Annotated in this window: 12 protein-coding genes and 1 pseudogene; 8 read left to right on the plus strand and 5 right to left on the minus strand. The window is 71.7% G+C overall.

The genetic code is table 11. From position 1 onward, the window contains the following. Positions 1-166: 166 nt before the first annotated feature. Positions 167-746: pseudogene (locus tag AVW11_RS04950) on the minus strand (Uma2 family endonuclease). A gap of 150 nt (positions 747-896) precedes the next feature. Between AVW11_RS04950 and AVW11_RS04955 the strand changes: the two are divergent. Genes AVW11_RS04955 through AVW11_RS04965 form a run of 3 tightly spaced genes read left to right on the plus strand, consistent with a single transcriptional unit; the run spans position 897 to position 2,494 of the window. After that, positions 897-1,505 carry an HdeD family acid-resistance protein gene (locus AVW11_RS04955; protein WP_030850273.1) on the plus strand — a complete coding sequence of 203 codons (609 nt, stop codon included), beginning with the start codon at positions 897-899 and terminating at the stop codon, positions 1,503-1,505. Positions 1,506-1,559: 54 nt separating this feature from the next. After that, positions 1,560-1,940: a PadR family transcriptional regulator gene (locus AVW11_RS04960; protein ID WP_076043371.1), complete on the plus strand. Its 381-nt coding sequence runs from the start codon at positions 1,560-1,562 to the stop codon at positions 1,938-1,940. Further along, positions 1,937-2,494 (plus strand): hypothetical protein, encoded by a 558-nt coding sequence (locus tag AVW11_RS04965; RefSeq protein WP_060180508.1) that lies wholly within the window; start codon positions 1,937-1,939, stop codon positions 2,492-2,494. The genes AVW11_RS04960 and AVW11_RS04965 overlap by 4 nt, the downstream gene beginning before the upstream one ends. Before the next feature lie 13 nt (positions 2,495-2,507). Here AVW11_RS04965 and AVW11_RS04970 read toward each other — a convergent pair whose 3' ends face one another. Beyond that, positions 2,508-3,536: an SMP-30/gluconolactonase/LRE family protein gene (locus AVW11_RS04970; RefSeq protein ID WP_240528131.1), complete on the minus strand. Its 1,029-nt coding sequence runs from the start codon at positions 3,534-3,536 to the stop codon at positions 2,508-2,510. A gap of 190 nt (positions 3,537-3,726) precedes the next feature. Between AVW11_RS04970 and AVW11_RS04975 the strand changes: the two genes are divergently transcribed. The 4 genes from AVW11_RS04975 (at position 3,727) to AVW11_RS04990 (ending at position 8,933) form a co-directional block, all read left to right on the plus strand. After that, a complete protein-coding gene (locus AVW11_RS04975) occupies positions 3,727-4,164 on the plus strand; it encodes a MarR family winged helix-turn-helix transcriptional regulator (RefSeq protein WP_206281880.1) in 438 nt (145 codons plus the stop codon). Positions 4,165-4,542: 378 nt separating this feature from the next. Further along, positions 4,543-5,583: an alpha/beta hydrolase gene (locus AVW11_RS04980; protein ID WP_078096308.1), complete on the plus strand. Its 1,041-nt coding sequence runs from the start codon at positions 4,543-4,545 to the stop codon at positions 5,581-5,583. Positions 5,584-7,095: 1,512 nt separating this feature from the next. Further along, the gene (locus AVW11_RS04985; protein WP_167389208.1) at positions 7,096-8,145 is read left to right on the plus strand and encodes an alpha/beta hydrolase; all 1,050 of its coding nucleotides are present in this window, start codon (positions 7,096-7,098) and stop codon (positions 8,143-8,145) included. After that, positions 8,142-8,933, plus strand: coding sequence for a trypsin-like serine peptidase (locus tag AVW11_RS04990; RefSeq protein WP_030853281.1), 792 nt, complete (start codon positions 8,142-8,144; stop codon positions 8,931-8,933). The genes AVW11_RS04985 and AVW11_RS04990 overlap by 4 nt, the downstream gene beginning before the upstream one ends. A gap of 131 nt (positions 8,934-9,064) precedes the next feature. On the opposite strand, the gene AVW11_RS04995 is transcribed toward AVW11_RS04990, so the two are convergent. From AVW11_RS04995 to AVW11_RS05005, 3 genes are all read right to left on the minus strand, one after another. Next, on the minus strand, positions 9,065-10,012 hold the full coding sequence (locus AVW11_RS04995) for an EamA family transporter (RefSeq protein ID WP_060176678.1): 948 nt from the start codon (positions 10,010-10,012) through the stop codon (positions 9,065-9,067). Between the two features lie 44 nt (positions 10,013-10,056). After that, a complete protein-coding gene (locus AVW11_RS05000; protein WP_076043372.1) occupies positions 10,057-10,875 on the minus strand; it encodes an isocitrate lyase/PEP mutase family protein in 819 nt (272 codons plus the stop codon). Positions 10,876-11,140: 265 nt separating this feature from the next. Further along, a complete protein-coding gene (locus AVW11_RS05005; RefSeq protein WP_030853287.1) occupies positions 11,141-12,253 on the minus strand; it encodes a threonine synthase in 1,113 nt (370 codons plus the stop codon). A gap of 198 nt (positions 12,254-12,451) precedes the next feature. Between AVW11_RS05005 and AVW11_RS05010 the strand changes: the two genes are divergently transcribed. Next, on the plus strand, positions 12,452-14,026 hold the full coding sequence (locus AVW11_RS05010) for a S8 family peptidase (RefSeq protein WP_060176681.1): 1,575 nt from the start codon (positions 12,452-12,454) through the stop codon (positions 14,024-14,026). Positions 14,027-14,175 lie beyond the last annotated feature (149 nt).

Consider the following 14,175-nt stretch of genomic DNA (forward strand, 5'->3'; position numbering starts at 1 on the left):
AGCCGCCGGGACCCAGCGCACACCGACCGAGAAACTCCCGCTTCAATGTTTGAGCGGATGAAATGGCGTCGCGTCGCTGACGTGGCGCACGCGCACGCCGGAAAGGGGTCGGGCTCCGGGGAGCCCGACCCCTTCCGCATGCCCGTGCCGACTTGGTGCTGACTTTTCAGCTGCTGCGTGGCGGTGTGAGCTTGCCGAGGTCCAGGCTGATCTCGAAGGGCACCGGGCGCTGGAGGGTGCCCCGGAAGATTCCGGCGGGCGCGTACGCGCCGGTGGGTTCGTCGAGCTCGTAGACGTGGGCGACGGGTGCCCCGTCCTCGTCCTCGATGCACCAGTAGTGCGGGATGCCGGCCTCCGCGTACTTGCGGAGCTTTACCGTGCGGTCGCGATGGGCCGACTCGGGGGAGACGACCTCGACGACGAGCCGGACGTCCTCCGGCGCGAACCAGGTGCGGTCGCCGTCGAAATCGGCGGTCGTCACCAACAGGTCCGGCCGGGCCGGTTGCGTGGATCGAGCTTGATGGTCATCTCGCGGCCGACTCTGACGCCGGCGGGCGCCTGCTCCATGAGTGCAACGGTGAGCATGGTGACGAGGTGGCCGTGCCACCACCTCTGGGGCGGCAGCATGAAGACGAGGGCTCCGTCGATCAGCTCGGTGTGGCGGGGCGCCTCGGGGAGGTGGTCGAGGTCCTCCGCGAACCAGCCTTCCGGGCGCGGCGGGCGCATCCAGTGGGCAGTGCGGTCACGGGTCAACCCTAGCGATTGCGGCCGGGCGACACCCTCGCTTCGGGTCGGCCTGCGACCGAGCCGCGGGTCGGCCTGCGACCGAGCCGCGGGTCCGGGCGTACCGGCATAAACTGGGCGTAAAGGTACTCCAGGTGGGTCCGGGAGGTGTGATGTCCGTACATCCCGACGCGGCACCGCAGCGCGCGCAGCATGATCCCGAGGACACGCTCAAGCAACTCGGGAGCTCCTGGCACTGGGCACTCGGCGTCGCTCTCGCGACCCTGATCCCGGGCATCCTCGTGCTCGTCTGGCCCGACGAGACGCTGCACATCCTGGCCGTGATCATCGGCCTCCAGCTCCTGGTGGCGGGCGGGTTCCGCTTCGTCGCCGCCTTCTCGCACAGCAACGACGCCGGCGGCAGCAGGCTGGCGAGCGTGCTGATCGCGATCCTGGCCTTCCTGGCCGGCGTGCTCGTCCTGCGGCATCCGATGCAGACGATCGGCGCACTGTCCCTGATCGTCGGAGTGTTCTGGCTGATCACGGGGGTGCTCACGGCGTACGTCGCGATCGCCGACCGCCTCCTCGTCCACCGCGGCCTGCTCTTCGGCCTGGGGGCCCTCGGCGCCGTCGCCGGAATCGTCGTGCTCAGCTTCCCGGTGGACTCCGCGGTCGCCCTCACGCGGCTGCTCGGGCTGTGGCTCGTCCTGCTCGGGGTGTTCGAAGTCGTGATGGCCCTGATGATGCGTTCCGCCACCCGCCGGCTCACCGCGACGAGGTAGGCGCCCGACCCATTGCCTTGCGGCACAAGATAGTCGGCAACTATCTTGTGCCGCATGACAAAGGAGGCGCCGGCGACCGGTGACCAACGGCGCACCCAGCTCCTGCGCGGAGTGCTCGACCTGTGCCTGCTGTCCCTGATCGAAGAACGGCCCAGGTACGGCTTCGAGCTCGCCGAGGCGCTCGCCGCCGGCGGCCTGGAACCGGTCAGCGACGGCAGCATATATCCGCTGCTCGCCAGGATGGAGCGGGCCGGCCTCATCTCCTCGTACCGCGCCCCGTCCCCGACCGGCGGCGCCCCGCGCAAGTACTACCGGCTGACCGACGCGGGCTGCGCCGAACTCGGCCGCGGCCGGGCCGACTGGCTCGCCTTCGCCGGATCGGCGGGCCGCATCCTGACCGCCACCACGCAATCCACGGGGGAACACTCGACATGACCAACGCGCAGATACTCGCGGCCTGCCGCAGCAACTGGGAGTACCGCGGCATCGACGACGCCTCGATGCGCGACATGCTCGACGAGCTCTCCGCGCACCTGGAGGACGCGGAAGCCGCCGGCCGCACCGCACAGGACGTCATCGGCGGCGACGTACGCACCTTCGCCGCGGCCTGGGCCCGGGCGCGCACCCCGCTCCCGCGCCGCGTGCTGCGCGCCACCGCCGTCGGCCTCTATTACGCCGGCTGCGTCCTGCTGGCGCCGTACCTGTTCCGATGGACCACACAGCTGGACGTGACCCCGGGGACCATGGCTTTCTGGCTGGTCCTCGCCACGGTCACCGTCGCCTGGGAGCTGCGCCGGGGCATGATCGGCCTGCGCCGGAGCTGGGCCGTCGCCCTCGGCGCCGCGCTCCCCGCGGGGCTCCTCGCCGCCTGGTCGGCCGGTGACGCACCCCTGTTCACGCTGCCGCTGTGGGCACCGCCGCTCCTGCTGCTGCCCGGGCTGCCCTACGCCGTCGCCGACCTGAGGGCCAGGAGGCGCAGCACCGCCTGAAGCCCGCGTCGGGTCACAGGCCGCGCACCGAAGCCACCGTGAAGGTGGTCGGGGTGCCCGTACCGGGGTTCATGGGGCCGCCCTTGTCGAACTGCGAACGGACCACCAGGGTGCGCCCCGGGACGCGTGCGAGCGTCGTGGGGATCTGCAGGGACGGGTCCGTGACCGTACGGGTCAGCCGGGCGCGGGTGCCGTCCGCGCCGAGCTGCCACCGGGTCAGCGTGTTGGTGACGTTGTGTGCCACGCGCAGGGTGCCGTCCGGGGCGAGGTCGAGGCCGTCTGCGGCCTTCAGGTCGCCGCCGGAGAGGGCGACGCGGCGGACGGCTCCGGTCCGCAGGTCGACGCGGTACAGGTCGCCCGCCGTCATGTCGACGGCGAGGAGGTAGCGGCCCGCGCGGTCGGACGTGATGCCGTTGAGGCTGAAGGTGCCGGCCGGCCGGGGGCGCAGGGCCGGAGTCAGGTCGTAGGCCTCGGTCAGCACGCCGCTGCCGGCGGCCAGTTGCCGCGGCGTCACCCGGTAGATCACCCCGCGGATGCTGTCCGTCAGGTACGCCGTGCCGTCCGGCGTGATGGTCAGGTCGTTGACGAAGCGGGCGGAAGTCCCCGCCGCCACCTCGAAACGGGCCAGCAGGGTCCTGGTCGCGGTGTCGTAGACAGCCACGCCCTGCGTGGAGTCCGTGACCCACAGCCTGCCGAACGCGTCGACCCGAAGGCCGTTGGCCGTGTGGCGGCCGTCGGTGCCGGCGGGCAGGAACACCTCGGCCTGCGCCTGGCCGGGCCGGGCGCGGTAGACCGTGCCGTCCGCGTACGAGCCGACGTAGACCGCCCGCGTGCGGGGGTCGGCGGCGATGCCCTCCGGGTAGACCTTCGCCCCGGGCAGGGAGAAGGCGGTGGATATCCGGGCGCCGCCCGACGGGCCCTCCGCCCCGGCCAGGGCCGGAGCCGGCGCCGCCGCGCCGAGGACGAGGGCCCCGGCCAGGGCCGCGACCAGGAACGCCTTCCGGGCAGCCGTCTTCGTGCTCGCTGCCGTCTTCGTGCTCACTGTCGTCCTCGTCCTCGTCCGCGTCATTGCCTTCGTCTTCGTCTTCGTCATCTCCGCCTTCTCCGCCCTCGTCGTCGCTGTCTTCCGGGTCACCGCACGCCTCACGAGATGTTCGTCCCCTCTTGATCAGGTGAAGGCGAATGTATGTTAGAGCTCTAATATGTGCAAGGGTGGGACGTACGATGTCGCAATGACCTCCATGGCCCCCGAGGAGCGCATCGGCTCTCACATCAAGCGCGCCGAGCAGGCACTCCTCGCGGCGAAGAACGCGGCCTGCAAGCCGGCCGCAGTAACGGTTCCGCAGTACGCCGCGCTGCTCTGGCTCGCCGAGAAGCCCGGCATCTCGGCCGCCGCGCTGGCGCGCCTGTGCGGGGTGACCCCGCCGACCATGAACACCGTCCTGAAGAACCTCCAGGGGCGCGGGCTCATCGAGCGGACCCCGCACGAGTGGCACCGCAACGTGCTGGAGACCCGCCTCACCGACGAGGGGCGCACCGTCATGGAACGCGCGGACGCGGGCGCCGTACGGGTGGAACGGGCGCTCGCCGCCGCGTTCACCGAGGAGGAGCGGACGCAGCTCATCGAGCTGCTCGGACGGTGCGCGGAGGTCCTCGACGCCCAGCGGTGAGCACCGTCGCCCGCACGCGTCCCCGTATGTTTTTTGCTCGATTTTGGAACTGTGCGGGTGCTTTGCTCATCAGGACTTAGGGGAGACCAGCCGTTCTGCCCTCGGGGGCAGTCAAGACCGTTCGGAGCGAAGTTCGTGCACCAGTACCCGCAGCGCCCGCGGCCTGACGACCAGCCGTCGTACCAGGACCATCCGCCCCAGGCGCATGGCGGCCACCCGCAGGAATACACGCAGCAGCACACGCAGCAGTACCCGCAGTACCGGCAGGAGCAGCCGTACGGGGAGCGGTACGACCAGCCGCCCTACGGTGAGCCGCCCGCCCCCGCCGGGTACCCGCACGACGCCGAACCTGCGCAGCCCAAGCGGTCCCGGCGCCGAATATGGGTCAGCGCCGTGGTCGCCCTCGCGCTGCTCCTCGGCGGCGGCGGGTTCGCCGCCTGGAAGCTCGACTGGTTCTCGGGCAACGGCGAGGCCGTGACCTTCGGCAAGAACCCGCCCCCGGCCGCGGGCAAGTCGGAGCCGGGCGCCCCGGCGGCCGAGGCCAAGCCCTCCGGCGACCCCGACGTACTCATGCCGACCGGCCCGAAGTCGGACTTCAAGCAGACCACCAAGCTCGACGACGGCACGATCATCGCGAAGACCCGCCTCGCGGGCGCGAAGTCCGGCTTCGAGGGCGACGTGTGGGTGTGGGCCCCCAAGGAGTACGACGACCCGAAGTACGCCAAGAGCGGCTTCCCGGTGCTCATCGCGCTGCCCGGCGGCAACGGCTTCCCGGCCAACTACTGGTCCGACCGCAGCCTCGGCCTGCAGAAGGCCATCAGCGAGGGCACCCAGGCCGGCACCAGCCTGCCGTTCATCGTGATCATGCCGGTGCTCAACCCGGACGCGAAGTACTACTACGACGGCTCCGACATCCCCGGCCAGGCCAAGATGGGCACGTGGATCGCCGAGGACGTCCCGGCCTTCACCAAGGCCAACTTCCGTACCTACAAGTCCCGTGACGGCTGGGCCTTCATGGGCTCCTCCTCGGGTGCGTTCGTCGGGATGAAGACGGTGCTCCAGCACCCCGACAAGTTCAAGGCCGTCATCGCCAGCGGCGGCGAGATCGTCCCCGACTCCCCGCTGTGGAAGGGGCACCAGGCGGAGATGGACGCCAACAACCCCGAGAAGCTCGCCCAGAAGCTGATCGACACCAAGGGTCCCGAGGTCTACATCAACTTCCAGATCGGCACCAAGGAGTCCGGGAAGGAGCGGATGACGAAGTTCCAGCAGCAGTACGGCAAGGGGCCGATCAAGACGACCATCCGCGACATCCAGAACGGCGAGCACAACGGCTGGCATTACGTCCGGGGCATGAAGGAAGGCTCCCTGGAGTGGATCAGCAAGGTCCTGAAGGCACCGAAGCCCGAGGCGGGCTGACCGGGGGAGCGGGGCGGGGCGGGGTTCCAGCCCCCTCGGCCCCCACGGCGGGCCGGTGGCTGCCCACCCGCCGCCGAGCCCCGACCCACCCGGCCGGGGGCGCGAAGCGCCGAGCCAGGCAGGGCCGCGGGGGTAGGGCGGTGCGGGATCGGCGGCGCGCGCGGGGGAGCGGAGGCGGGGGCCTCGGCGCGGCGGGAGTGTGGGGGCGGCGTCTCGGCGGGGCGGGAGTGAGAGCGTCGGGTGGCTTCGAGGGCGGGGTCTCGGCGGGCCGGGAGCAAGGGTGTCGGGGTGGCTTCGAGGGGGCGGTGTTTGGGTGGGGCGGGATCAGAGTTGTGCTGGGGGTTTCCCGTCAGTCCCATNNAGCCCCCAAAGGGACGGGCCGGGGGATCAAGACACCATCGGGGAGATCAGGGATGCGCGGGCGGAGCCCGGTGCGCCCCCAATCGCTACGCGCTCCTGCCTGAAGGCGTCCGCAGACCGTCTGGGGCCGGACATAAGCCGCCCCCAATCGCTACGCGCTCCTGTCGGAGGGCGTCCGCAGACCTCTGGGGCTGGGCATAGGCCGCCATCGATCGCTACGCGCTTCTCGATCACGCGTCCGCAGTTCGTCTGGGGCGGGTCATAGGCCGCAGAGGACCGATTCGCTCCTCGTGGGCGGTGTCTGCGGGCTGTCTGGGGGTGGGAAGGCGTCGGATGACGGCTGAGGTGAAGCCAATCCAGGTCAGGGCGTGTGCGCGCCTCAAAGAGCCTTCAATATGCCCCAATTGCCCATGATTGGGCGGGTGGTTGGGATGTCACCTCGGTCTTGTTGGGGGTTGGCATCGGCTCAGCCGATGGATCACCCCTCCGCCCCTTCGAATCACCCCCTCCCAGCCCCGAACGAGGGCCGGACGCCGTCTCGGAGAAGCGCGTAGCGATCGATGGCGGCCTATGCCCAGCCACAGGGGCCCGCAGACGCCGTCTGACAGGAGCGCGTAGCGATTGGGGGCGCTGCGGGCTCCCGCCCGGGCCCCTCCGACACGCTGATGGTGTCTTGATCCCCCGGCCCGTTCCTTTGGGGGCTTCCCGNNACTGACGGGAAACCCCCAGAACGTCTCTGACTCCCGGCCCAGTGGATCCCGCCGACCCGAAGCCACCGCCCGCCGACCCGAAGCTACTGCCCCGCTTTCCCGCCGTCGCCTTCGTCCCGCCGTCGCTTCCGTTCCGCCGTTGCCTTCGTCCCGCCGTCGCTTCCGTCCCGCCGTTGCCTCCGTTCCGGCATCGCCTCCGTCCCGCCGTCCCCTCCCCCCCCGGCGTTGCCGCCGTTCCGGCGGTCGTACACGGCCCGGCAACCTCACGGCTTGGCGTGGTGCTCGACACGTCGCGGCCGTCCCAGGCAACCCGGGCCCTCGTTCATACCTCTGTAAAGGGTGTAAGGGGGACCGATCGGTCCGGCCCGCGCTCCGAGGTGAGCGCCGGAGAAGGAACGGGACAACAACCGTGCAGCATGACCAGCAAGGCGACGGCAGCCCCATGACCACGGGCAGCCGCCGCCCCCACCGCCTGCGCCTGCTTCTGATCAGCGGCGGTCTCGCGCTCACCCTCGCCGGGGGCGGCGCCGCAGCGTACAAGTTCGGCCTCTTCTCGGACATAGGGGATCCGGTCTCCTTCGGCAAGGTCCAGGAGAAGACGGCCACCGCCTCCGAGGCCCTGCCGGAAGTGCTCATGCCCACCGGCCCGGCGGCCTCGTTCGTCCGGACCAGCCGCCTGCCCGACGGCACCCAGATCGGCAAGGCCACCCTCACCGGCAAGAAGTCCGGCTTCACGGGCGACGTGTGGGTGTGGGTGCCGAAGGAGTACGACGACCCCAAGTACGCCAAGAGCGGCTTCCCGGTCCTGATCTCCCTGCCCGGCGGCCGCGGCTACCCCACGAACTACTGGGGTACGGGCCCGGGCCTCGGCCTCCAGCAGGCGGTCGCCGACGGGGCGAAGTCCGGCAAGAGCCTGCCCTTCATCCTGATCATGCCGGTGACCAACGCGGACACCAAGCACCACTTCGACGGCTCGGACATCCCCGGCCAGCCCAAGATGGGCACCTGGATGGCCGATGACGTCCCCGATTTCGCGAAGGCCAATTTCCGCACCTTCACCTCCCGCGACGGGTGGGCCTTCATGGGTTCCTCGGCCGGCGGATTCAACGGCTTCAAGCAGCTCCTGAAGTACCCCGACCGGTTCAAGGCGGCCATCGCGAGCGGGACGGACATCGTGCCCGACTCCCCGCTCTGGAACGGCAACACGCAGGCCATGGACCAGAACAACCCCGAGAAGCTCGCCGCCAAGCTGATCGACGCGGGCGGCCCGGACGTCTACATCAATTTCCAGATCGGCACCAAGGAGACCGGTCGCGAGCAGGCCGAGAAGTTCATGAAGGAGTACGGCAAGGGCCCCGTGCACACCTCGCTGCAGGTGATCCAGGATGGTGAGCACAACGGAAAGTCGTATGTGCGCGGCATGAGGGAGGGCTCCCTGGAGTGGATCAGCAAGGTGATGAAGGGACCGACACCCGATCCCGGCGTGCGATGAGCACGGTGGTGAAGGGGGCATCGGCGGCCGCCGCCGCGGGCATCGCGGCGGTGTGTGCCATGGCCTTCATGAAGGCGCCCGGCGAGCGGCCGGTGCTCCCCTTCCCCACCGTCGGCGTGCTCATGGCGGGCGGTGAGCACTGGTGCACCGCGAGCGTCGTCGACAGCCCGAAGGGCAACGTCGTCGCCACCGCCGCGCACTGCGTCGCTCCCGCCGGCGAGGACGGGCAGCCGGGTGAGGTGGCCCACGACGGCCTGGCCATCGGCGAGCTCTCCTTCGCCCCGGCGTTCTCCGGCGAGGGCGACGGCACTCAGCCGCTCGGGCTGTGGAAGGTCAAGGCGATCCACGTCGACGACCGCTGGAGCAAGTGGGGCGAGGACACCGCCGACTTCGCCTTCCTCACCATCGAGCCGGACGAGGACGGGCGCAGCGTCCAGGAGGCCGTCGGCGGCCGCGCCGAGGCGCCCAGGCCCGAATGGACCTCCGGCTACGAGCGGGACGTCACCGTCGTCGGCTACCCGGAGTCCGAGCACAACCCGGAGAACAGGCCCGTCTCCTGCACGACGCAGACCCGTCACGACGACGACGATCCCGACATGCTCTACATGAGCTGCGCGGGCTTCTGGACGGGTACGAGCGGCAGCCCCTGGATCGCGGACCGGGGCGGGGCGGAGCCCGCCGGGCACCTGATCGGGGTACTGAGCGGCGGGGACACCGATGTGGACTCCACGGCCGCGCTGTTCGACGAGCGGGCGAAGGCGCTGTACGAGCGGGCCGCGCGGGACTGAGAGCCCCCCGGGCTCGGGCCCTCAAGCCCCCGGCCCTCAGCCCTCCGGCCCTCAGCTGACTGCTGTCAGCCCTCGGCCCTCGGCATCCGTTCTCAGCCCTGCGACCCCCGGCCGCCCGGTACCGGCCACCGCTACTTCTTCCTGCGCTCCGTGCTGACGATCACGACCACCGCCGCCACGACGATCGTGCCGCCGACGAGGATCGGCCAGGTCAGGGCCTCGTCGAGGATCAGCGCGCCGAGGGCGACGGCGACGACCGGATTGACGTAGGCGTACGTGGCCACCAGGGACAGCGGCGCGGCCTGCAGGAGCCACACGTACGCGGTGAAGCCCACGAGCGAGCCGAAGAGGACCAGGTAGCCCAGGGCCAGCCAGGAGGCGGTGGAGAAGGCCGCCGGGTCCAGACCGCGGTGTTCGCCGCGCAGCAGGCCGACGACCACGCCGGCGGTCCCGCCGGCGAGCATCTGGTAGGCGCTGCCCGTGAAGGGATTGCCGGGCAGGGACAGCTTCGAGGCGGAGAAGGACCCCAGCGACCACAGCATCGACGCCGCCACCACCAGCAGCACCCCCGACAGCCGTACGGTGCCGCTCAGCCCGGGGCTGGTCAGCACCGCGAGGCCGGCGAGGCCGACGAGCACCCCGGCGAGGGTACGGGCAGGCGGCCGGTCCCCGGTGGCCGTTCGGAGCACCACCACCCACATCGGCACCGCCGCCACCAGCAGTGCGGCCAGGCCGGACGGCACGGAGGTCTCGGCGAGCACGACCAGGCCGTTGCCGCCGAGGACCAGCAGCAGGCCGACCAGGACCGCCGAGCCGAGCTGCGCCCGGGTGGCCCGCAGTGCGGCCGTTCCGTGGCGCCAGGCGACCACGGCGGCCAGGAGCAGGCCGGCGGTGATGAAGCGGGCCCCGGCGGAGAGGAAGGGCGGCATTGTCTCGACGACGATCCGGATGCCGAGGTAGGTCGAGCCCCACACGACGTAGACGAGGGCCAGCGCGGTCCAGACCGCTCCGGTGGTCCTGCCGTGCGGGGCGGCAGCCGTGGTCGCGGAGTCGGCGCCCGCCGGGGTTGAGGTGCTCATGCCCGGATCCTATGGTCGTTGGCCCATGCAGGCATCTGGGTGTCTCAGCTCTTGAGCAGGTCGTTCAGCTCGCCGTACGGCAGGGAGCGCGCGAGCGATCCGTAGGTCCCGTCGGTGATCAGCTCCTCGGCCGCCCGGCGCACGAGCGCGTACGCCGCTTCGGCCACCCAGGAGCCGAGGCTGACGCGGCAGACGCCGAGGGCGCCGAGGGCGGCGACGGGCGGGGCGTCGGGGCCGAGCAGGATGTTGAGGGGGGCGTCGATGCCCTTGGCCAGTTCGGCGACGACGGCCGGGTCGAGGACGCCGGGTACGAAGATGCCGGTGGCTCCCGCCCGGAGGTAGGCGGCGGCACGGGTGAGGGTCTCGTCAAGGCGGTCGGCGGGCTCGCCCAGGCCCTTGAGGTAGGTGTCGATCCGGGCGTTGATGTAGAGCGGCACCCCGGCGGCGTCGGCCGCGGCGCGGGCGGCCGCCAGGCGCTCGGCGTACTCGCCGGGGGCGCGGGTGCCGTCCTCGATGTTGATCCCGACCGCGCCGGCGTCGATGACCCCCGTGACGGTCTCGCCGACGGCGGCCGGGTCGGCGCCGAAGCCGCCCTCGATGTCGGCGGTGACCGGCACGGACACGGCGGCGCTCACGCGGGCGATCAGGTCGAGGGCGCGGTCGCGGGCGAGCGCGTCGCCGTCCGGGGAGCCGAGGGACCAGGCGACGCCCGCGCTGGTGGTGGCCACGGCGGCGGCGCCGGAGGCCTCCACGATGCGGGCGCTCGCGACGTCCCAGGCGTTCGCCAGGGCGAGGGGGGCGGTGGGGGTGTGCAGCGCGGTGAACGCGGTGGCTTTGGCGGCGAGGCCGATGCGGGTGCTCATACCGTCAGTTGACCAGACCGGACGGGGCGGGGCTCGCGGATTTCCGACCTCTGTGTTGCCACTGCGCGGCCACGGCGGGCTCCGCGGGTTCGGGCGCCTGCCCGTGCGTGCGGCGTCGTTGTGGGGTGCTGCCCGTCCGCTGGCGGGTGGGGCGGATCCGGGCCGTGCCCGTGCGTTGCCCTGCGCGGGCACGGCGGATCCGGGGGCGCGGCGGGGGTGCTGCCCCGGCCTCCTTGGCTCGGAGGCCGGCGGGGCCGGGGGGTGGTTAGGGGGCAAGGCCCGTTTTCGCGCCTGCGCCGCAGAGGGGGATGACCGCCGTGCGGCCCTGCAAGGGGTCGGTCGGGGATGCGGGGCCGACCGCCGCCCAGCAGGCCGCGGCCGTCGGCTCCACGAAGAGGCCGCGCCGGGCCAGATCCCGCTGGGCCTCGCGCAGCCGGTCGTCCGGGACCGTCACGAAGGTGCCGCCGGAGGCCCGGACCGCGGCCAGGATCTGGCGGGCGCGCGGCGGCGCCGGGATCGCGATCCCCTCGGCCAGGGTCGGCCGCTGTTCCACCGCGGCGGCATCCTCCGCGCCGGCCGCGAACGCCTCCGCCAGGGGGGCCACCGGCTCGGCTTGGACCGCGATCAGGGCAGGCGGCCTGACGCCGCGTCGGGCCAGCTCCCGCGTGGCCAGCGCGGCCCCGAGGAGCAGGGTGCCGTTGCCCACCGGTACCACCAGCGCCTCGGGCAGCCGCCGGCCCATCTCCTCCCACACCTCGTACACGTAGGTCTTGGTCCCGTGCAGGAAGTACGGGTTGAACACGTGGCTCGCGTAGAAGACGCCGGGTGCGTCCGCCTCCTTGCGGGCGGCCAGTGCCGCGGCCTCGCGGCCGCCGGGGATCACGCGGACGACCGCCCCGTGTGCCCGCATCTGCTCGGTCTTCTTCTCCGACGTCCCCTCGGGCACGAAGATCTCGCAGGCGAGTCCGGCCCGTGCGCAGTACGCCGCCACCGACGTCCCCGCGTTGCCGCTGCTGTCCGCCACGACGCGCTGGGGCGCCAGCCGCCGGGCGAGCTCCACGAGCATCACGGCGCCCCGGTCCTTGAAGGACAGCGTCGGCATCAGGAAGTCGAGCTTGGCGTGGATCCGTTCCCCCAGCGGGATCAGCGGAGTGTGCCCCTCCGCCAGGGAGACGGAGAACGCGCCCGGCAGCGGCAGCACCGGCCCGTACCGCCACAGGGAGTTCGGTCCGGCGGAGGGTTCGAGGGCCGCGTCCGGATCCGGCGTGAAATCGAGGTCCCAGGGGCCGCCGCACAGAGGGCACCCCCAAGGAGCGGTTCGGACGTCGGCGCGTGTACCGTCCTCGGAGCAGACGTAACCGGGGGGTGCGTGCGTCATGTGCAGAGCGCCTTTGGTCGGTCATGGCCGGTGTACGGCACGGATGCTACGCGTTCGTCGTCCTCTTGTCGGGCCGTGCCGGGGGTGGGTCAACCTTTCGGGGGCGCCCGTCCGTTGGGCCATCTGCGTTGTCATGGCCACGCTTGTGAGGTCCGCCCGCTCCCCCGCAATGCACCACCTAAGAGGAGGACCCGTCACATGCCAGTGATGCGTCACAGGCGCCGGAAGATCGTCGGTATCAGCGCGGCCGCGGTCGCCGCCCTCGCGCTGGGCTCGGCCGCCGCACTGCCCGCCTCGGCCGCCGGCAGCGGCGCGCGGGGCGTGGTCCAGAACGCCGGCGCCCCTGGGACCGTACCCAACAGCTACATCGTGACGCTGAAGGACACCGCGCCCCGCTCGACCAGCGCGAGCGGCAGGCTCGTCGCCAAGAAGTACGGCGCGAAGATCGACCGTACCTACAGCGCGGCCCTCAACGGCTACTCCGTCGAGGTCTCGCAGGCGCAGGCCGAGAAGCTCGCCGCCGACCCGGCGGTCCAGTCGGTCGTGCAGAACCGCACCTTCACCGTCAGTGCCACGCAGCCCGGCCCGCCGTCCTGGGGCCTGGACCGCGTCGACCAGCGGTCGCTGCCGCTGAACCAGAGCTACACCTACCCGGACAAGGCGGGTGAGGGCGTCACCGCGTACGTCCTCGACACCGGTGTCCGCATCACGCACCAGGACTTCGGCGGCCGCGCCTCCTACGGCTACGACGCCATCGACAACGACTACACCGCCCAGGACGGCCACGGCCACGGCACGCACGTCGCCGGCACCGTCGCGGGCGGCGCGTACGGCGTGGCCAAGAAGGCCAAGATCGTCGGCGTGCGCGTGCTCGACAACGAGGGCTCCGGCACGACCGCCCAGGTCGTCGCGGGCATCGACTGGGTGACCCGCAACGCCGTCAAGCCGGCCGTCGCCAACATGTCGCTCGGCGGCGGCGCGGACACCGCGCTCGACACGGCCGTCCGCAACTCCATAGCCTCCGGCATCACCTACGCCGTGGCCGCGGGCAACGAGTCGGCCAACGCCTCCACCAAGTCCCCGGCGCGTGTCGCCGAGGCCATCACCGTCGGCGCCACCACCAGCTCCGACGCCAAGGCGGGCTACTCCAACTACGGCCCGGCCCTGGACCTCTTCGCGCCGGGTTCGGCCATCACCTCCGCGTGGAATACGGGCGACTACGCGACCAGCACCATCAACGGCACCTCGATGGCCACGCCGCACGTCGCGGGCGCGGCCGCCGTCTACCTCTCGCAGAACGCGGCCAGCACGCCGGCCCAGGTGGCCACGGCGCTGATCGGCTCCGCCACCCCGAACGTGGTGGGCGGCCCCGGCACCGGTTCGCCGAACCGCCTGCTCCACGTCACCGCCCTGGGTCCCGTCCCGCCGGGCAAGCGCTTCGAGAACACGGCCGATTACGCGATCAACGACAGGGCGACCGTCGAGTCCCCGATCGCCGTCAGCGGTGTCGTCGGCAGCGCCCCGACGACGCTGAAGGTCCCGGTCGACATCAAGCACTCGTACATCGGTGACCTGAAGGTCGACCTGGTCGCGCCCGACGGCACCGTCTACACGCTGCACAACCGCTCCGGCGGCGACGCTGTCAACATCACCAGGACGTTCACGGTGAACGCCTCCTCCGAGACGGCGCCGAACGGCACGTGGAAGCTCCGGGTGAACGACAACTCCGACGGCGACACCGGGAAGATCGATTCCTGGGCCCTGCAGTTCTGAGGGGCGAAGCCGGCGGCGGTGACTGAGCCGTGGGGAAACAGCGGGGGCGACCGTTTGGCGGTCGCCCCCGCTGCGTACTATTCGCGCATCCGTTCGCGCCTGCCGTGGTGCCTCCTGGTGCCCCGCGATGCCCTCTGCCACCTGCGATG

The sequence above is a fragment of the Streptomyces amritsarensis genome, assembly GCF_001953875.1.
Classification (GTDB): domain Bacteria; phylum Actinomycetota; class Actinomycetes; order Streptomycetales; family Streptomycetaceae; genus Streptomyces; species Streptomyces amritsarensis.

Excerpts from the sequence above, each read along its gene's own strand:
- AVW11_RS04990 (WP_030853281.1), top strand. The coding sequence starts at position 8,142 with ATGAGCACGGTGGTGAAGGGGGCATCGGCGGCCGCCGCCGCGGGCATC.
- AVW11_RS05010 (WP_060176681.1), top strand. The coding sequence starts at position 12,452 with ATGCCAGTGATGCGTCACAGGCGCCGGAAGATCGTCGGTATCAGCGCG.
- AVW11_RS05000 (WP_076043372.1), bottom strand. The coding sequence starts at position 10,875 with ATGAGCACCCGCATCGGCCTCGCCGCCAAAGCCACCGCGTTCACCGCG.
- AVW11_RS04955 (WP_030850273.1), top strand. The coding sequence starts at position 897 with ATGTCCGTACATCCCGACGCGGCACCGCAGCGCGCGCAGCATGATCCC.
- AVW11_RS04985 (WP_167389208.1), top strand. The coding sequence starts at position 7,096 with ATGACCACGGGCAGCCGCCGCCCCCACCGCCTGCGCCTGCTTCTGATC.
- AVW11_RS04965 (WP_060180508.1), top strand. The coding sequence starts at position 1,937 with ATGACCAACGCGCAGATACTCGCGGCCTGCCGCAGCAACTGGGAGTAC.
- AVW11_RS04960 (WP_076043371.1), top strand. The coding sequence starts at position 1,560 with ATGACAAAGGAGGCGCCGGCGACCGGTGACCAACGGCGCACCCAGCTC.
- AVW11_RS04975 (WP_206281880.1), top strand. The coding sequence starts at position 3,727 with ATGACCTCCATGGCCCCCGAGGAGCGCATCGGCTCTCACATCAAGCGC.
- AVW11_RS04995 (WP_060176678.1), bottom strand. The coding sequence starts at position 10,012 with ATGAGCACCTCAACCCCGGCGGGCGCCGACTCCGCGACCACGGCTGCC.
- AVW11_RS05005 (WP_030853287.1), bottom strand. The coding sequence starts at position 12,253 with ATGACGCACGCACCCCCCGGTTACGTCTGCTCCGAGGACGGTACACGC.